The sequence below is a fragment of the Albimonas pacifica genome (assembly GCF_900113695.1).
GTDB lineage: Bacteria > Pseudomonadota > Alphaproteobacteria > Rhodobacterales > Rhodobacteraceae > Albimonas > Albimonas pacifica.
In genome coordinates this window covers 207,163-225,690 of sequence record NZ_FOQH01000004.1, presented here as the reverse complement: position 1 = coordinate 225,690, position 18,528 = coordinate 207,163, and the positions used below count along the sequence as shown (strand labels likewise).

General features: G+C 74.2%; 12 protein-coding genes. 8 read left to right on the top strand and 4 right to left on the bottom strand.

Features of this window, described 5'->3' with window-relative positions; all coding sequences use genetic code 11:
* Positions 1–2,688, top strand: coding sequence for a sensor histidine kinase (locus tag BM064_RS09410; protein ID WP_245779107.1), 2,688 nt, complete (start codon positions 1–3; stop codon positions 2,686–2,688).
* Between the two features lie 83 nt (positions 2,689–2,771).
* On the opposite strand, the gene BM064_RS09405 is transcribed toward BM064_RS09410, so the two are convergent.
* The gene (locus tag BM064_RS09405) at positions 2,772–3,563 is read right to left on the bottom strand and encodes an IclR family transcriptional regulator (RefSeq protein ID WP_092859509.1); all 792 of its coding nucleotides are present in this window, start codon (positions 3,561–3,563) and stop codon (positions 2,772–2,774) included.
* Positions 3,564–3,940: 377 nt separating this feature from the next.
* On the opposite strand from BM064_RS09405, the gene BM064_RS09400 reads away from it, so the two are divergent.
* Positions 3,941–4,993, top strand: a complete 1,053-nt coding sequence (locus BM064_RS09400; RefSeq protein ID WP_218160991.1) for an amidohydrolase family protein — start codon at positions 3,941–3,943, stop codon at positions 4,991–4,993.
* Between the two features lie 83 nt (positions 4,994–5,076).
* On the top strand, positions 5,077–6,054 hold the full coding sequence (locus BM064_RS09395) for an MDR family NADPH-dependent oxidoreductase (RefSeq protein WP_092859507.1): 978 nt from the start codon (positions 5,077–5,079) through the stop codon (positions 6,052–6,054).
* Positions 6,055–6,372: 318 nt separating this feature from the next.
* On the opposite strand, the gene BM064_RS26835 is transcribed toward BM064_RS09395, so the two are convergent.
* Both BM064_RS26835 and BM064_RS09385 read right to left on the bottom strand, forming a co-directional pair.
* Entirely contained in the window at positions 6,373–8,958 is a 2,586-nt protein-coding gene (locus BM064_RS26835; protein ID WP_143103294.1) for an AAA family ATPase, read from the bottom strand.
* Entirely contained in the window at positions 8,955–10,076 is a 1,122-nt protein-coding gene (locus BM064_RS09385; protein WP_092859506.1) for a metallophosphoesterase family protein, read from the bottom strand. Before BM064_RS09385 ends, BM064_RS26835 begins: the two co-directional genes overlap by 4 nt.
* Positions 10,077–10,237: 161 nt before the next feature.
* Between BM064_RS09385 and BM064_RS09380 the strand changes: the two genes are divergently transcribed.
* Together BM064_RS09380 and BM064_RS09375 are read left to right on the top strand one after the other, a co-directional pair.
* Entirely contained in the window at positions 10,238–11,230 is a 993-nt protein-coding gene (locus BM064_RS09380; protein ID WP_092859505.1) for a helix-turn-helix transcriptional regulator, read from the top strand.
* Positions 11,231–11,375: 145 nt separating this feature from the next.
* Positions 11,376–12,584 carry a threonine ammonia-lyase gene (locus BM064_RS09375; protein ID WP_092859504.1) on the top strand — a complete coding sequence of 403 codons (1,209 nt, stop codon included), beginning with the start codon at positions 11,376–11,378 and terminating at the stop codon, positions 12,582–12,584.
* 21 nt (positions 12,585–12,605) lie between these two features.
* Here BM064_RS09375 and BM064_RS09370 read toward each other — a convergent pair whose 3' ends face one another.
* Positions 12,606–15,410 (bottom strand): cation:proton antiporter, encoded by a 2,805-nt coding sequence (locus tag BM064_RS09370; protein WP_092859503.1) that lies wholly within the window; start codon positions 15,408–15,410, stop codon positions 12,606–12,608.
* A gap of 494 nt (positions 15,411–15,904) precedes the next feature.
* Here BM064_RS09370 and BM064_RS09365 point away from each other — a divergent pair, with 494 nt between their 5' ends.
* The 3 genes from BM064_RS09365 to BM064_RS09355 are packed head-to-tail and all read left to right on the top strand — an operon-like array spanning position 15,905 to position 18,527.
* Positions 15,905–16,471 carry a MarR family winged helix-turn-helix transcriptional regulator gene (locus tag BM064_RS09365; RefSeq protein WP_092859502.1) on the top strand — a complete coding sequence of 189 codons (567 nt, stop codon included), beginning with the start codon at positions 15,905–15,907 and terminating at the stop codon, positions 16,469–16,471.
* A 2-nt stretch (positions 16,472–16,473) separates the two neighbouring features.
* Positions 16,474–17,007: a flavin reductase family protein gene (locus BM064_RS09360; protein WP_092859501.1), complete on the top strand. Its 534-nt coding sequence runs from the start codon at positions 16,474–16,476 to the stop codon at positions 17,005–17,007.
* Positions 17,008–17,027: 20 nt separating this feature from the next.
* On the top strand, positions 17,028–18,527 hold the full coding sequence (locus BM064_RS09355; RefSeq protein WP_092859500.1) for a 4-hydroxyphenylacetate 3-hydroxylase family protein: 1,500 nt from the start codon (positions 17,028–17,030) through the stop codon (positions 18,525–18,527).
* The last annotated feature ends 1 nt before the right edge of the window (position 18,528 follow it).

Genomic DNA, 18,528 nt, shown 5'->3' with positions numbered 1-18,528 from the left:
GTGAGCGGCGTCTCCACCGACCTGCTGCTGGGCGTCTGCCTGCTCTACGTCGTCGCGCTGTTCGCCGTGGCCTTCTGGGCCGACCGGCGGATGCGGCGGCCGGGGGCGGACTGGCTGGCCTCGCCGGTGGTCTACACGCTGTCGATCTCGGTCTACTGCACCTCCTGGACCTTCTACGGCGCCGTCGGCTCCGCCGCCCGCGGGGGGCTGGAGTTCGTGGCGATCTACACCGGCCCCGCGCTGGTCTTCGCCGGCTGGTGGTGGGTGCTGCGCAAGATGGTGCGCATCGGCCGCTCGCAGCGCATCACCTCCATCGCGGACCTCTTGTCCTCGCGCTACGGCAAGAGCCCCTCGATCGCCGTGCTCGTCACCCTGCTCGCCGTCGTCGCCTGCACGCCCTACATCGCCCTCCAGCTCAAGGCCGTGACCGAGAGCTTCGCCCTGTTCTCGGTCCCCGGGGCCGAGGAGGGGGGCGTCGCGGCCTTCTGGGTGGCCGCCGGCATGGCCGTCTTCACCGTCCTCTTCGGCACCCGCTCCGCGGACGTGAACGAGCGCCACTTCGGCGTCGTCGCGGCCATCGCGGTCGAGGCGCTGGTCAAGCTCGCGGCCCTGACCGCGGTCGGGGCCTTCGTGGTCTTCGGCCTCTACGGCGGGGTCGGCGCGACCATGGCCGACATGACGCCGGAGCTGCTGCAGGTCGAGACCACCTTCGACGCGCGCTGGGCGGTGATCACCATGCTCTCGGGCGCGGCGATCCTCTGCCTGCCCCGCCAGTTCCAGGTGACGGTGGTCGAGAACGACGACGAGCGCAGCCTCGCCACCGCCTCGTGGCTGTTCCCGCTCTACCTGCTGGTGATGTGCCTGTCGGTCCTGCCCATCGCCGCCGCCGGCCTGCGCCTGCTGCCCGAGGGGGCGAACCCCGACCTCTTCGTGCTCTCCCTGCCGCTGGCCGAGGGCAAGACGGCGCTGGCGATCTTCGTCTTTCTCGGCGGCTTCTCCTCGGCCACCTCGATGGTGATCGTGTCGTCCATCGCGCTCTCGACCATGGTCTCGAACCACATCGTGACGCCGCTGGCGCTGCGGGCGCGGGCGGAGTCGGAGGCGTTCTCGGGCGACGTGCGGCGCATCGTGCTGCTGGGGCGGCGCGGCTCGATCGTGGGCGTGCTGACGCTGGGCTTCCTGTGGCACCAGCTGTCGGAGGGGAACGCGGCGCTCGCCTCCATCGGCCTGATCGCCTTCCTCGGCGCGGCGCAGTTCCTGCCGCCGCTGCTCGCGGGGCTCTACACCCGCCAGGCGACGCGGCTGGGGGCGCTGGCGGGGCTGGCGGGCGGCGCCGCGGCCTGGGCCTGGACCCTGCTGCTGCCCGCCACCGGCCTGCCGCCGGAGGTGATGGAGGCCGGCCCCTGGGGGATCGCCCTCCTCCGCCCGCAGGCGCTGCTGGGGCTGGAGGGGTTGGACCCGCTGGTCCACGCCACCTTCTGGAGCCTGTCGGCCAACGTCGCCCTGCTGACCGTCGTCTCGCTGCTGCGCGAACCGAGCCCGCTGGAGTGGCTGCAGTCGGCGATCTTCGTCGACGTGTTCCGCACCGGGGACGAGGACACCGCCGGCGTCCTGCGCCGCTCCGCCGCCTCGGAGGACCTCTTCGTCCTCGCCCAGCGGATCCTGGGCGCCGAGCCCGCGCGGCGCCTCTTCGTCGATGCCGCCGCCGAACAGGGCCGGGACGAGGGGCTGCCGGCCGCCACCGACCATTTCGTGCAGCGGCTGGAGCGGGAGCTGGCGGGCTCGGTCGGCGCCGCCACCGCGCACGCCATGGTCACCAAGGCCGCGGGGAACGAGACCATCTCGCTCTCGGAGCTGATGCGCATCGCCGACGAGACGGTGCGGATCATGGAGTATTCCCAGGAGGTCGAGCGCAAGTCTGGCGAGCTGGAGCGCGCGCTCGCCCAGCTTCGCGAGGCCAACGCCCGCCTGCGGGAGCTCGACGCCCAGAAGGACGACTTCCTCAGCCAGGTCAGCCACGAGCTGCGCACGCCGATGACCTCGGTGCGCAGCTTCTCGGAGATCCTGCTCGAGGCCGACGCCATGGACCGGCCGGAGGCGCAGCGCTTCCTGCGCATCATCCATGACGAGAGCCTGCGCCTGACCCGCCTGCTGGACCAGATCCTGGACCTGAGCGTGCTGGAGCGGGGGCAGGTGCAGCTCCCCGTCGCGCCGACCGACGCGGCCGACGCCCTGCGCCGGGCGGTGGACACCGTGCGCGGCGTGGCGCGCGAGGCCCGCGCCGAGATCGACCTGCGCATCGACGAGCCCGAGCTGTGGGTGCAGGGCGAGCCCGACCGCCTGGCGCAGGTCTTCATCAACCTGCTGTCGAACGCGGTGAAATACTCGAACCGCGAGCGCCCCCGCGTCTGGGTCGAGGCCGCGCGCGCGGGCGACCAGGTGGTGATCGCCATCCAGGACGACGGCCCCGGCGTGGTCGAGGCCGACCGCGAGCGGATCTTCCAGAAGTTCTCCCGCGGCTGGGACCGCACGGATCCGGGCGGGGCGGGCCTGGGCCTCGCCATCAGCCGCGAGATCCTGCGCCGGTTCGGGGGCGACCTGACGCTGGCCCGGCCCGAGACCGGCGCCCGCTTCGAATGCCGCCTGACCGCCGCCGAGCGCCCCGCGGACGCTGCGGCGGCCGAGTAGCGCCGCGCCTGCCGCCGGCCGGGCGCCGGGGGCCCCGGATCAGGTCCGGGGCGCCCCCGGGGCGGGCGGCCCTCCCGGAGGGGTCAGCCGCCGCTGAGCGCGCCGGCTGCCTCCATGGCCATGGGGGCGAAGCGGCGGCGGAAGTCGGGCTCGGTCCACTCCGAGAGCGAGCCCGCGATATGCACCGCGCCGATCGGCCGGCCGTTGCGGTCGCGGATCGCGGCCGCAAGGGCGATCTCGCCCAGCAGCGCCTGCTCGACGCCCAGGCAGTAGCCGTCGGCGCGCGCCTGCATCACCGCGGCGCGGATCGTCTCGAGGTCGGTCTCGGTCTTGGGCGTCAGCCGGGTGATCACGGACCGCGCGAGGATGTCGTCCACCTCCTCGTCCGGCAGCAGCGCCAGGCACGCCCGCCCGCCCGAGGTCGCATAGGTCGGCTGCCGCCGCCCGGCCAGCGTGGCGTAGAAGGTCTCGCGCTTCGACTGCATCCGGGTCGCGTAGACGATGGACAGGCTGTCGTTCACCGGATCGAACAGCGACAGGTCCACCCGCTCCTCGGCGGCCTTGCGAAGGTCGGTCAGCACCGGCGTCGCCCGCTCGATCAGCTCGTTCGAGCGCAGGTAGTCGAAGCTGCGGTCCAGGAACAGCCGGCCCAGCTTCAGCCGCCCGGTCTCGGTCTGCTCGAGGTAGCCGCGGCTGAGCAGGGTCTGGCCGATGCGCTGGGCGGCGGACTTGTTGATGCCTGCGGCCTCCGCGATCTCGCCCAGCGACATCGGGCGCGGCGAGGCGGCATAGGCCTCGATCACGTCCAGCGCACGGCTGACCGACTGCAGGAACAGGCGATCGTCGATCGTGGGAAAGCGGTGCGGCTGGCTCATACGCGTCCTCGGGCTCGGAGCTCGGGCGCGCGGCGGCGCCCCGGTCAGGCGGAAGCCCCCTGCGGAACCTCTGGGCCCGGGAACGGGGCGGCGAGACGGGGGCGGTCGCCGACCGACGCTCCGGGGCCGGGCGCGGCCGGAGGCGGAGGCTCCGGCAGGTCCCGACCATATCGAATTTCGATGCGGCCGACTTGTTTTCAGACTTCTGCAGGGCCGGGGCATTGTCAAGCGCGCGTCTCTTGCAGCGCAGCAATTCCCGGAGCTTCCGACCGGCCGGCAGAGAAACTCCTTGCCCTGCGCCCTTCACCCTGCCTTCCATGTCCGCAAAAACCAAGGCCGCCTTATCCACCGCGGCCGGGAGGAGCCAGGAGATGCCCATGACCGACGCCCCGCGCGAGGAGATCCTCGAGCCCGACCTGCCGATCATCGACCCCCATCACCACCTGTGGCGCGGCCGCGCCTCGCACGAGCAGCCGCCCGTGCACGGGTTCAACAAGGTGCTGGAGATGGTCCCCGACTACATGTTCGACGAGATGCTCGCCGACATGAACTCGGGCCACGACGTGCGGGCGACGGTGTTCGTGGACTGCCGCGCCTTCTACCGCGCGGACGCGCCCGAGGGCTTCGACACCCTGGGCGAGACCGAGTTCGCCAACGGCATAGGCGCGCTGGCGGCCAGCGGCCAGTTCGGGCCGAAGCGCATGTGCGCGGGCATCGTCAGCCGCGTCGACCTGATGCTGGGCGACCTCGCGGGCGCGGTGCTCGAGGCGCACATGCACCGCGCCCCCGACCGCTTCCGCGGCATCCGCAACGTCGGCGCCAACGACGAGGACCGCGCGGTCTCGGGCCCCATGCACGGCCGGGCGCCGGCGGGGCTCTACCTCGACCCCACCTTCCGCAAGGGCTTCGCGCATCTGCAGCGCCTCGGGCTCAGCTTCGACGCCTGGGTGTTCGAGCCGCAGCTGGGCGACGTGATCGACCTGGCGCGGGCCTTCCCCGAGACCTCGATCATCCTCGACCACGTCGGCACTCCGGTGAACATCGGCCGCTGGGCCGGCACGCTGGACGAACGCCGCCCCCACTGGCTCGCCTCGATCAAGGCGCTGGCGGAGTGCCCCAACGTGACCGTGAAGCTCGGCGGCCTCGCGATGTCCTTCTGCAACCTGGAGGGCTTCCTGTCCGAGCCGGCGGCCTCCTCCGAGGTGCTGGCCAGGGCCTGGGCCCCCTGGATCGAGCCTGTGATCGAGGCCTTCGGGGCCGAGCGCTGCATGATGGAGAGCAATTTCCCCGTCGACCGCGGCGCCTGCACCTATGCGACCCTGTGGAACGCCCTGAAGCGCGTCGCCTCGGGCGCCTCGGCGGCGGAGAAGGCGGCGCTGTTCCACGGCACGGCCTCGCGGGTCTACCGGGTGGCGCTGCCGTCCGCGTGACGCTGCGGACCCTCGCGCCGCGGGATTGACCCGCGGCGCGATCCCCTCTTCCCTGCGCGGCAACGAACAGGAGGAGAGAGACCATGCGCGTCGTGGAAGCCACCGGAGACGGCCTCGCCGCCGTCGGCCCCGCCGACCGGCCCGAGCCCCCTGCCCCCGGCCGGGGCGAGGTGAAGCTGCAGATGCTGGCGATGTCGGTGAACCCCGCCGACCTGCTGCTGCTGGAAGGCCGCTACGGCGTGAAGCCCGAGCCCCCCTTCATCCCCGGCGCCGAGGGCGTGGCCCGCGTGCTGGAGATCGGCGAGGGCGTCACGGACCTCGCCGTCGGCGACCTCGCCATCCCCCTCCCCGGCCCGGCCTGGGTCGAGCGGATGACCCTGCCGCGGGCCGCCGTGGTGCCGATCCCGCCGGATGCGGACCTCGACCAGGCGGCGATGCTGAAGGCGAACCCGGCGACCGCGCTGGCGATGCTCAAGGACATCGTGGGGCTGCAGCCCGGCGACTGGGTGGCGCAGAACGCGGCCAACTCGGCGGTGGGCGTGAACGTGATCCGGCTGGCCAGGGCGCTGGGCCTGAAGACGATCAACGTCGTCCGCCGCCCGGGGCCCGAGGAGCGGCTCTATGCGCTCGGCGCCGACGCGGTGCTGGTCCATGACGGCGAGGGGCTTCCCCCCGCCGCGCCGGGCCGCGCGAAGCTCGCCTTCGACGCGGTCGGCGGCTGGGGGACCGAGGCGCTGGCGAAACTGTGCGACGAGGGCGCGGTGATCGCCAACTACGGGCTGCTGTCGGGCGAGCCCTGCCGGATGGACCCCTCGCATCTCGTGTTCCGGGACATCACGCTGAAGGGCTTCTGGCTGACCAAGTGGTTCCGCGAGCAGCCGAAGGAGAAGGTGGCCGAAACCTACGCCTATCTCGTCGAGCGGCTGAAGACCGGCGAGATCGGCGCGCCCGTCGCGGCGCGCTATCCGCTGGAGCGGGCGGCCGAGGCGGTGGCCCATGCGGCCCGCGACGCGCGGGACGGCAAGGTGCTGCTGATCACCTCGGCGCATCCCGAAGCCTGAGGGGCGGGTTCCCGGGTTCGGAGGCGCCCTGCGGGCGGGCCTGGCTTGCGCGCGTTCCGCGCGCGCAGGCTGGCGCCTGCGGGGGCGCTTCTGGAACTCACCCAAGAACAGGCCCGCGCCTGTCCTCCGCAGCCGTCCGTCGCTGTTGATGCCTGAGCGAGTCGGCCGGAGCGGTCAAGGACGAGCCCGCACAAGCGCGGGTCGCTTCGCGATCCTTGACCGCTCCGGCCGACTCGCTCTTACGGCATCAGCGACGGACGGCTCCGGAGAACAGGCGCTCACGGGTGGGCCTGCGTCGCGGGGGCTACGGGGCGGGCGTCAGGCGTCCTCGACGAAAGCGAGGGTGCGGGCGCCGAGGTCGCGGAAGGCGCGCTGGCGGCAGCTGAAGACCAGGATCTGCATGTCGCGGGCCTGGCGGTGGAGGGCGCGGAACATCCGCTCGATCCGGTCGTCGTCGGTGTGGACCAGGGCGTCGTCCAGGATCACCGGGGCGGGCTGGCCGCCGGTGGCGAGCATCCGCGCGAAGGCCAGCCGCACCAGGATCGCGATCTGTTCCTGCGTGCCGCCCGAGAGGCTGTCGAAGGGCTCGTCGGCGCCCCGGCGCAGGAGGGCGGCGGGCGCCACCTCGGCCTCGTCGAAGCGCAGGTCCGCATCCTCCCAGAGGAGGGAGAGCAGCGGGCGCAGCTCGGCCATCACCGGGGCGAACCAGCGGTCGCGGGCGGCGGAGCGGGCCTCGTCGAGGGCCGTCAGAAGGCGCTGCAGCACCTGCACCTCGAAGGCCAGGCGGTCGTGGACGGTCTCGGTGCGGGCGAGGCGGGCGCGGGCGTCGGCCAGCTCCTCCTCCACCGCGTCGGAGGCGCGCAGCTCGATGGCGGTGGTCAGGGCCACCTGCTCCTGCTCCAGGCGCTCGCGGGTCTGCGCGGCGTTGCGGGCGACGCCGCGGGCGCGGGCGAGCTCGGCCTCGGCGGCCTCCAGGTCGGGGGCGGCCTCGGCCAGCGCGGCGCGGGCGGCTTCGGCCTCGGACAGGGCCGCGGTCTCCGTGGCGATGCGGGCCTCGAGGGCGACGGCGTCGCGATCGGCCAGGGTTTCCAGCGTGTTGGCGGCGCGGGAGAGGCGCGAGGCCAAGGCGTCCGCGGCGGCGGCGGCGCGGGTCTCGGCCTGCTCGGCGGCGCGGTCGTCGCGGTCGGCCTCGGCCTGGGCGGCCAGCGCCGCGGTCTCGGCCGCGCGGGCGGTTTCGGCGGCGGCTTCGGCCTGCGGCAGGGGGAGGGCCTCGGTCTCCGCAGGTTCGGGCAGGGCGGCGAGGGCCTGGCGCAGGGCCGGCAGGCCGTCGGGGGCGAGGGCTGCGAGGCGGGCGTCGGCCTCGCGCAGGCGGGTCTCGGCCGCGTGGCGGCGGTCATGGGCGGCGCGGGCGGCGTCGAGGCCGTCCTGGGAGAGGGATTTCAGCGCCTCGGCCAGGGCCTTTTCGGCGGCGGCGACGGCGCCGGAATCGGCGCCGCGGCCGGGCTCGATGGTCAGGGTCCCGAGGCCGGGCAGCTCCAGCGCTCCACCGTCGGGGATCGGGGTGCGGGCGCCCTCTGGCAGCGGGGCGCCATCGAGCGTCGCCGGGGCGGCGCCGGGCGCGTAGCGCATCACCAGGGCGGCGGCCTCGCGGTCGCGCGCGGCGCGGCGGGCGCGCAGGTCGGCGGCGAGATCCTCCAGCCGCCGCAGGGCCTTGGCGTCGGGGCCCAGCTTCGCCTCGGCCTCCGCCGCCTCGCGCAGGCGGCGCAGCTCCTCGGCCTGGGAGAGGGCGTCGGACAGGGCCTGGCGGCGCCGCCGCTGGTCCTCGGCGCGGGCTGCGGCGTGGGAGAGGGCGAGGGCGCGGTCGGCCTCGGCGCGGGCCTGCGCCGCCGTCTCGGCGGCCGCGCGCGCGGCGCGCAGCGCCTCGGCGGCGGCGGCGCGCTCGGCCGCGGCTGCGGCGTGAGCGTCGGCGGCGGTCTGCGCGGCGGCGGCGGCCTCCTGCCGCTCGGCCTCGGCGTGGCGGAGGCGGGCGAGGCGGTCGCGGGTCGCCTCCAGGGTCAGCCGGGCCATGGTCTCGGCCGAGACGGCGGCGCGCAGGCGCTCGGCGTGGCGCTCGGCGTCGGCATGGGCGGCGGTCGCGGCCTGCAGGGCGGCCTCGCGGGCGGCGACGGCGGCGGGCTCGGTCAGTTCCGCGAGCTCCCGGCGCACGGCGCGGCGGCGGGCGAGGTCGTCGTGCAGGCGGGCTGCGTCGGCGGTCAGGCGCGCGACCTCGGCCTCCAGCGCCTCCATCTCGTCCTGCGCGGCTTTCCACGGGCCGCCGGTCTTCGGACGGCCGGTGGAGGTGGCGAGGCGGTCGAGCTCCGCCTGCGCCTTCGCCCGCGCCCGGTCCATGCGCCGGCCGCCGGTCAGCGCCTCGACCTCGCCGGTGACCGAGGAGAGCAGGTCGCGCCGCAGGCCCGGGTCGCCGCCCAGGCCCTGCTCGCCCTGGCGCACCCACAGAAGGCCCGCAGGGCCGCGGCCGTCGGCGGCGCCGACCAGGCGGGCGATGCGGGCCTCGGCCTCGTCGGCCTTGGCCTCCAGCTCCGGGGCGCCGCCGCCGGGGGGCAGGCGGCGGACCTCGGCCATGGGGCGGGAGAACCAGCGCTTGGCGATCTCGTAGCGGCCCTCGGCGCACTCGATCTCCACCGTCACCTCCGGGGCGCCGCCGACGCGCGGACGCAGGGCCTTCGCCTCCTTCGCCTGAGAGCGGTGGGGGAGGAAGAAGGCCGCGTGCAGGGCGTCGAAGAGGGTCGACTTGCCGGCCTCGTTGGGGGCGGAGAGCAGGTTGAGCCCGTCGCCGATGCCCTCCACCGCCACGGGGCGGTCGAAGCGGCGCACGTCGCTCAGGCGGATGGCGCGGATCCTCATGCCGCGTCCTCCCGCAGCACGGCGAAGAGACGGCCGAGGGCGGCGCGGGCGACCTCGCGCTCGGCGGCGGAGAGGTCTTCGTCCCGGGTCCGGGCGTCCAGCGCGTCGGCGGCGGCGCGCAGGGCGCCGGCGCGGTCGATCTCGTCGAGGTCCCCGGGGGCGGCCTCCAGCGCCAGGGCCGCGTCGTCCAGCTCGAACCAGCCGAACTCGGGCGCGTGGCGCTCGGCGCAGGCGAGCAGGGCCTCGCGTTCGGCGAGGCCGGCGCGGCCGGTGGCGCGGACGCGCATCAGGGTTTCGCGACGCTCGGCGGGAGGCAGCAGGCGCTCCAGCTCCTCGACCGTCTCCATGTCGGGGAGGAGGGGCAGCTCCACGTCCAGCCAGGCGAAGGCGCCGACGGGGACCGGGGTCACCTCCGGCTCGACGCCGCGGGCGGGGATCGCGACGGCCAGGCACTCGCCCCGGCCGGCATGGCGGAAGCCGTCGCGCTCGGGCGAGCCGGGATACCAGGTGCGGGCGGTGATGCGGATGCGGCCGTGCCAGTCGCCCAGGGCGAGGTAGTCCAGGCCCGCCCGCTCCGCCCGGTCGGGGGCGATGACGTCGCGGGGATCGTCCTCGCCGAACTCGGTGACGCCGCCGTGGGCGAGGCCGATGCGGATCCCGCCGGGGTCGGGGGCCGCGTCCATCCACTCGGTCAGGTCCCGGCCCGGGTGGCGGCGCGTGGCGGGGGCGGAGAGGAGGTGCACGCCGGGGGCGATCTCCTCCACGCCGGCCTCGCGGATCAGGTGGACGTTGTCGGGCAGGCGCCGGCCGACCCGGTCCCACAGCGCCTCGGCCGCGAGGCTGTCGTGGTTGCCGGGCAGCAGGCGCCAGCGGATCCCGGCCTCGGCGCCCATCGCGGCCAGCGCCTGGCGCCAGACGGGGTCGGAGGGGGTCTCGCTGTCGAAGACGTCGCCCGCCACCAGCACGTCGCTCGCCCCATGCGCCCGCGCGGCGGCGGCGAGCCGCGCCAGCGAGGCGTGCCGCGCCTCCTGCAGGCGCCCGCGGATCTCCTCCGGCCAGGTCGAGAAGCGACGGCCGAGATGCAGGTCCGAGGCGTGGATGAAGCGGAAGGCGGTCATGGGCGGGGATTCGGAGCTCTGCGCAGGGGAACGGGAGCGTCACCCTGACGACCCAGGGTGGCGAAAACGGTCATGGCGCGCCCGGCGCCCGGGATTCGGGCTCGTGCGAGGCGCGCGCGCCTGCCATCAAGCATGACCGGAACCGTCATGGAAGATGCCCGATGTCCTTCGCCAAGGCCCGACAGCTCCTGCAGCTCGCCGAGATGGCGGCGGCGCGCCACGGCGGAGTCACCCTGAACGACATCGCCGAGACCTTCGCCGTCGACCACCGCACCGCCCAGCGCATGACCAAGGCGCTGGAGGAGAGTTTCGGAGAGGTCGAGATCCGCACCCTCCCCGACCGCCGCCGGGCGTGGAAGCTGCGCGACCCCGGACCGGCGCGGTTCCAGGGGCTGGAGGACGAGACGCTGGCCGCGCTCGACATCTCGATCCGCGCGGCCGAGCGGGGGGACACCGCCGCCGACGCCGCCGCCCTGCGCCGTCTGCGCGACCGTCTGATCGCCCAGGCCCCCGCGCGGGAGGCCCGCCGCGCCGAGACCGACGCCGAGGCGCTGCTCGACGCCCAAGGCTTCGTCGCCCGCCCCGGCCCGCGCACCCGCATCGACGCGGGCGTGGCCGAGACCGTGACCCATGCCCTCAAGGGCCCGTTCCGCCTGCGCATCCTCTACGTCACGCCGGGCGGCGCGCCGCCTGCGCCGCGGATCGTGGAGCCGCACGGCCTGCTGGTCGGCCCGCGGCGCTACCTCGTCGCCCGCCAGCCCGACCGGGGGCCGGAGCTGCGCCACTTCCGCCTCGACCGCATCCACGAGGCGGAGGCGCTGGAGGAGAGCTTCGCCCTGGTCCCCGGCTTCGACATCGACGCCCACGCCGCCCGCGCCTTCGGCCTGTTCCAGTCCGAGCGCGAATACGGCGAGGTCGCCTGGCGCTTCGCCCCCCGCGCCGCCGCCCATGCGCGCGAGTTCGTCTTCCACCCCGAGCAGCGGGTCGAGGAGAACCCCGACGGCTCGCTCACCGTGCGCTTCACCGCCGCGGGCTGGACCGAGATGGCCTGGCATCTCTACCAGTGGGGCGACTCGGTCGAGGTGCTGAGCCCCGAGCCCCTGCGCCGGATGGTCGAGGGCCACCGGCGCAGCGACTTCGAGGTGCTGCCCTGAGGCCGGCCGCCGGCCCCCGACCCCTGCCCCCGGACCCCTGCAACGACGTGACGCCTGCCGGCGGCGGCCGGGGGGGCGTATCGCTCGCCCCTCGCCAAGGCGCCGCCCCCCGGGGCGTCGCGCCGTCCAGCCCCGCGGAGGCTCCATGCCGCTGACCTATTCCGACGTCGTCCGGGCGCGCCGCGCCATCGCCGACGCCACCGTGACCACGCCGACCGTGCACGCCACCCGGCTGTCGATGCAGCTCGGCTTCGACCTGTATCTCAAGCTCGAGAACCTCCAGCACACCAACGCCTTCAAGGCCCGCGGGGCGCTGGCGAAGCTGCTGAGCCTGGACGAGGAGGAACGCGCGCGCGGCGTCGTCGCCTGCTCGGCCGGCAACCACGCGCAGGGGGTGGCCTACCACGCCACCCGGCTGGGAATGCGCTCGGTCATCGTGATGCCGCACGGCACCCCCTTCAACAAGATCAAGCGCACCCAGGACTTCGGCGCCCGCGTCGAGCTGCAGGGCGAGACCTTCGAGGAGGCGATGGCCTTCACCCACGCCCTGGTCGAGCGCGAGGGCATGGTGCTGATCCACCCGTTCGACGACCCGGTGGTGGCCGCGGGGCAGGGGACGGTCGCCTGCGAGATGCTCGAGCAGGCGCCCGACCTCGACGTGATCGTGGTGCCGATCGGGGGCGGCGGGCTGATCGCGGGCATGGCGGTGGCCGCCAAGGCGATCAAGCCCGAGATCGAGGTGATCGGCGCCCAGGCCCGGCTGTTCGACGCCGCCAAGGCTCGGCTGGAGGGGTTCGAGCCGCATTTCGGCGCCGCCTCGCTGGCCGAGGGCATCGCGGTGAAGGCCCCGGCGGAGGCGAACCTCGCGCTGATCCGCAGCCACGTGGACCGCATCGAATCCGCCACCGAGGAGGAGATCGAGACCGCGGTCTTCGACCTGCTCTCGAACGAGAAGCTGGTGGCCGAGGGCGCGGCGGGCGCCGGCATGGCGGTGGTCACCAAGCTGCGCGAGGAGCTGCAGGGCCGCAAGGTCGGGCTGGTGATCTGCGGGGGCAACATCGACTCGCGGATCCTGTCGTCGCTGATCCTGCGCGGGCTGGTGCGCGACGGGCGCATCGCCCGCCTGACCTTCGAGATCGACGACCGCCCCGGGCAGCTCGCCGAGATCTCCCGCGTGATCGGCGACGCGGGCGCCAACGTGATCGAGGTGATCCACCAGCGCATGTTCCAGGCGGTGGCGCTGAAGCAGGCCGAGCTCGACGTGGTGCTCGAGGCCCGCGACCGCTTCCACGTCCGCGAGATCGTCGACGACCTGCGCGGCCGCGGCTTCACCCTGCGCGCCGAGGGCGACTGAGCCCGGCTGCCCCGCGCCCGCTCAGGGACGCGGGGCCGCCTCGGGCGCATCCCGCCCGGCCGTCGCCTCCTCGGGCGCGTCCCGCCCGGCCGTCGCCTCCTCGGGCGCGTCCCGCCCGGCCGTCGCCTCCTCGGGCGCATCCCGCCCGGCCGTCGCCTCGCCCGGCGCGTCCTGCCCGGCCGTCGCCTGCTCCGGCGCGGTGTTGCGAGACGCGGGCGCGTGCGGCGTGGCCTCCTGCGGGGGGGCGTCGACGGGGCCGGCCTGCGGCGCGGGCGCGCCGGGCGCGGGGTCGGACTTGCCGGGGCCAGGCAGGGCGCGTGGGGCGCCCGGGCCGGCCTCCAGCGCCTCGACCGCCACGCCGCGCTTGGCCGCGCTTTCCTCGACCGCCGCGCGCAGGGTGGCCGAGCGGCGCAGCAGGCGCAGGAAGCGCGCCTCGTCCAGCACCAGGAAGATGGTGGGGGCGATGGTGCGCACCTCGGCCCGCGGCGCGCGGCGCAGCAGGATCGCGAGCTGGCCGAACATCTCGCCCCGACCCAGCCGCCAGCTCTGCCCCGCGAGCGTCAGCTGCACCGCGCCCGAGGCGATGAAATAGACCGCCCGCGCCCCGGACGAGCGGCGGGCCACCGTCTCGCCCTCGCGCGCGTAGCGGGCGCGCAGCACCCGGGTCAGGCGGCGGCGGTCGGCCTCGTCGAGGTCCTCGAACAGCGGGAACTGCCGCACCAGGTCGGCGCGGCGCATGGCGAGGTCCAGGCGCGGCGGCCGCTCGGCCGCCGCCCGGCGGCCGGCGATGTCCTGCATCAGGCTGGCGTGCAGCTCGGCCCCGATCAGCCCGTCCTCGTGCATCGCCTGGTATTCCCGCTCCTCCAGCCGCAGGGCGGTGCGGCGGATCAGGCGGCGCTCCACCTCCTCGCCGTAGCCGGGATGCTGCAGGCGCAGGCCCTCGAGCGCGGTCGCCACCTCCTCCGCCCGGCGCGACAGCAGCTCCTGCAGCAGGTCGGCGACGCGGCGGCCGTGGATGCGGCGGATGCGGCCGCGGGTGAAGCCCTCGAGGTCGCGCAGGATCATGCGCTGGGTCAGCAGCATCTCCATCCGCTCGGCGGTCATCCGGGCCATGGGGCGCGACAGATGCAGGGTGTTGTGCAGGAACATCGCCGCCCGGTAGGTGCGCCCGTAGGCGATCGAGCGCCGCGCCGCCTGCCGGTAGCCGTTGCGCCCGCCGGTGCGCGCCGCCTCGATCAGCTGGTCGGCGTTCGACAGCGCCCGCTCCGCCAGCCGGGCCGAGATCATCCGGTCGCGCATCCGCACCAGGATCGCGTCCCGCTCGGCCCCGGCCAGGGCCACCAGCCCCAGGGTGATGCGGTCGCGGTCCGAGATCGCGTCGGCCTCGTCCGCGGCGGTCACCGCCCCGTCCAGCCGGTCGCCGAAGCGCTTGGCCTCGGCGCGCACGATCTCGCGGTTGAAGTCGTAGGTGTCGGTGGTCTCGGCCACCGTCTCGCGCACCTCCTGCAGCGACACGGCGACCACCTGGCGGGCCAGCGCCTGGTCGAGCGGCGACAGCCGGTCGAGCCCGAGGCGCGAGATCACCCAGCGCAGGGTCGAGCCCTGAACCACCAGCGTGAACAGCGCGAAGCCGGTGGCGAGCACCGAGACCAGCCGCTTCACCTCCGGCGGCACATAGGCGCTTTCGGTCACCGCCAGCGCCAGCGCCAGGGTGACGGCCCCGCGCAGGCCGCCCCACAGGATCGCGGTGCGGTAGGGCCGCTCGACCGGCGGCGACAGGCGCAGGGCCGAGAGCAGGGGCAGCAGCGCATAGAGGATCGCCGCCCGCGCCGCGATCGCCGCCGCGATCACCACGCCCAGAAGGGCCGCGTCGGACCAGCGCAGCTCCTCCAGCGTGCGGGGCACCAGCAGGGCGGCGAGGATGAAGATCAGCGCCCCCGCCCAGTGCGCCAGCAGGTCCCAGACCTCGCGCTGGTTGGCCCAGGCGGCGGGCGAGAGGCGGCCCGGCGCCGCAAGGTTCAGGGTCAGCCCCGCCACCACCACCGCGATCACGCCCGAGGCGCCGGCGAGCTGCTCGGCCCCGATGTAGGCGAGGTAGGGCAGCGCCACGCAGACCGACATCTGCGCCAGCTCGTGCCGCCCGAAGGCGCCCATCACCGCGACCGCGATCCGGGCCGCCAGCCAGCCCGCCGCAGCGCCCCCCAGGATCAGCATCGGGAACTCGCCCAGCGCGTCCCCCAGCGAGGGGTCCGGCACGCCCATCATCACCAGGCTCATGAACAGGCCGAACAGCGCGATGGCCGCGGCGTCGTTGAGCAGGCTCTCGCCCTCGATGATCCGCGCGAGGCGGCGAGGCGCGGAGATCGAGCGGAAGATCCCCACCACCGCCGAGGGGTCGGTGGTCGAGACGATCGCCCCGATCAGCAGGCAGGCCGCGAGCGGTCCCGCCCCGGCCGCGAACAGCGCGTAGCCCACGGTCAGGTTGGCCGCCACCACCGCCACCACCGCCAGCACCAGGATCGGCGCCCAGTCGTCCAGCATCCGGCGCAGGTTCATGCCCAGCGTCGCCTGGAACAGCAGCGTGGGCAGCAGCACGTAAAGGAAGACGTTGGAGCGGATCGGCAGGCCGAGAATCGCCTCCGCCACCGGGTTCAGCGCGTCGGTCAGGGGGGTGCGCAGGAAGAAGATCGCGCCGCCGCCGATCAGGATGCCGATCGCCGCCAGGATCACGCTGAACGGCAGGCGCAGGCGGTCGGCCAGCGGCTCGGCCGCGCCGATCACGACGAACAGCGCGGCGATGATGGCGGTGATGAGGATGATGTCCATTCGCGTCGCTTCGTCGTTCCCTCGCCCGTCGCGCCGGGCGGTCTTCCACGGCCGGCCGCGAGGCCCGGGCGCCGTGGGTCGTTACATGTGACTTCGGCCGCCGCCGAACCAGCCGCCGTCGCCATCAATCCGACGGGCGGACGCGACGACAGGCGACGGAGCGGCGCGGCCCTCCCCCGCAGGCCCCGTTCCTGCCGCCCGACCGGCGCCGCGCCCGGTCGGGACGCGGGCCGGGGCGCCCGGCGTCCGCCCGAAGGACCGGGGGGGCGCGGCGCAGGCGGCCCGGGTCGCCCCGGGGCCGGAGGCCTTCAAACCCCTGTCTGACACGGCAAATCGTCGGAACCGTGGCCGGGATCGGCCGAACCCGGGCGCCGGCCCGGCGAAACGGCGTCGCCGCGCGGCCCCGGACGGACGGGCGCGTCGCCGGAAATAGCTTGACAACTTAACTATCTCGCCTCAGCATCCTTTGTGAAATATCACAGGGCGATCCATCCATGACGCGAAACGAAGAGATGCTGACGGCGAGCCGCCCCGCCCTACTGGGCGCGGCCGGCGACGACGCGGCGTTCCGGCGGATGCTGCACGACCTGCTGGCCTTCTCGGCGCGGCTGGAGCAGGTGCGCGCCCGGTTCGCGGCCTTCATCGGCCTGACCCCGCCGCAGTACACGATCCTGATCACCATCCGGCACCTGCAGGACGGCGAGGGCGTGGGCGTGCGCCAGGTGGCCGACCACCTCGCGCTCTCGCCCGCCTTCGTCACCCAGGAGACCGGGCGCCTGGTGCAGGCCGGCGTGGTCGACAAGCGCCCCTCCGCCGAGGACCGCCGCCGCGTGATCCTGACCGTCACCGAGCACGGGGCCGAGCTGCTGCGCCGCCTCGCCCCCGTGCAGCGCGAGATCAACGACCAGCTCTTCGAGCCGCTGACGGAGCAGAGCTTCGGGGTCCTCCAGGCGCTGGCCGCCGAGCTGCGCGAGAGCGCGGAGCAGGCGGTGCGCCTCTCCGACTACCTGATCGCAGAGGGCGCGGGCGCAGGCACGGGCTCCGGGCAGAGGAGCAAGTGACGATGACCGAAGCCGCCGCCGCCGTCGATCCGCGCGCCTTCCGCAGCGCGCTCGGCCGCTTCGCCACCGGCGTCTGCGTGGTCACCGCGCGCGTCGACGGCGAGGCGCTGGGCATGACCATGAGCTCGTTCAACTCGCTGTCGCTGACCCCGCCGCTGGTGCTGTTCTCGATCGACGACCGCGCCCTGAGCCTGCCGCTGTGGGAGCGCGCCACCGGCTACGCGATCCACGTGCTGGCCGAGAGCCAGCAGGACCTCTCCAACCGCTTCGCCCGCCCCGGCGGCGACAAGTGGAAGGGCCTGCCCTCCGAGACCGGCGTGACCGGCGCTCCTCTGCTGTCCGGCGCCGCGGCGGTGTTCGAATGCCGCCCCCACGCCATTCACCCCGGCGGCGACCACCGGCTGTTCCTCGCCGAGGTCGTCCGCCACGCCCACGACCCCGACCGCAAGCCGCTGCTCTTCGCCGGCGGCCGCTACGGGGCGCTGCATCCGGGGGAGGTCGGTCCCGCCGACTGGCCCCTCCCCATCCACTACTGACCCCTCCCGAGGAGCGACCCATGCTCAAGACCGGCGAACAGCACATCCGCAGCCTGCAGGACGGCCGGCAGGTGTTCATCGACGGCGCCGAGGCCGGCGACGTCACGAAACACCCCGCCTTCCGCAACGCCATCGGCTCGATGGCCGCGATCTACGATTTCCAGAGCGCGCCCGAGCAGCGCGAGCTGATGACCTACGTCATCCCCGAAGCCGAGGGCGGCGACGGGACCGCGCGGGCGAACCGCATCTGGCAGCTTCCGAAATCCTACGCGGATCTCGTCGAGCGCCGGAAGGCGCTGGAGGCCTGGACCGAGCTGCACGGCGGCTTCATGGGCCGCGCGCCCGACCACGTGGCGTCGTGCATCGCCGGCCTCTACATGGGCCGCGAGGTGTTCGAGGACTACAACCCCGAGCGGGCCAAGGCGCTGGAGGGCTACTACCGCTACGCCCGCGACAACGAGCTCTACCTCACCTACGTGATCATCAACCCGCAGGCCGACCGCTCCAAGACCGCCGATCAGCAGGCGGACCCGTTCCTGACCGCCGGCGTGGTGGACGAGGACGCGGAAGGGCTGACCATCCGTGGCGCCAAGATGCTCGCCACCGGGGGGATCCTCGCCAACGAGGTCTTCGTCACCTGCATCCAGCCGATGCGCGAGGGCGAGGAGCCCTACGCCGTCTCCTTCGCGATCCCGATGAACGCCAAGGGCCTGAAGATCCTGTCGCGGAAGAGCTACGAGGCCTCGGCGACCTCGACCTTCGACAACCCGCTGGCGAGCCGTTTCGACGAAAACGACGCGGTGCTCTACTTCGACGACGTGAAGGTGCCGTGGGACCGGGTGTTCGTGGACCGCGACACCGCCATGGTCGGCAAGCAGTTCCACGCGACCCCGGCGCATGTCTACCAGAACTACCAGGCGCAGATCCGCCTGATGGTGAAGATGCGCTTCCTGCTGGGCATCGCCCGCAAGACCGCCGAGACCAACGGCGTCATCGCCTTCCCCCAGGTGCGCGAGACCCTGGGCCAGCTCGCCGCCCAGTGCGGCATGGTCGATGCGCTGGTCCACGCGATGGAGGCCAAGGGGTCGCAGCGGGGCGAATATTTCATCCCCGACCGCAACACGCTCTACACCGCGCAGGTGCTGACCCAGCAGATGTACAACGGCGTCATCGGCACCCTGCGGGATCTCGCCGGCGGCGGGCTGATCATGCTGCCCTCGTCCATCGCCGATTTCGCGAACCCCGAGCTGCGGGCCCTGATCGGCAAGACCCAGCAGTCGCCGACGACCTCCTCGGAGGGCCGCGTGAAGTTCTTCAAGCTGGCCTGGGACGCCGTGGGCTCCGAGTTCGCCTCGCGCCACACGCAGTACGAGATGTTCTACGCCGGCGCGACCTTCGTGACCAAGGGCCACGCCTTCCGCACCTTCGACTGGGACCGCTGCACGGGCCTGGTGGACCGGATGCTGGACTCCTATTCGCTGGACGACGAGCTCGCCCAGATCAAGACCGCCGCCGAGTGAG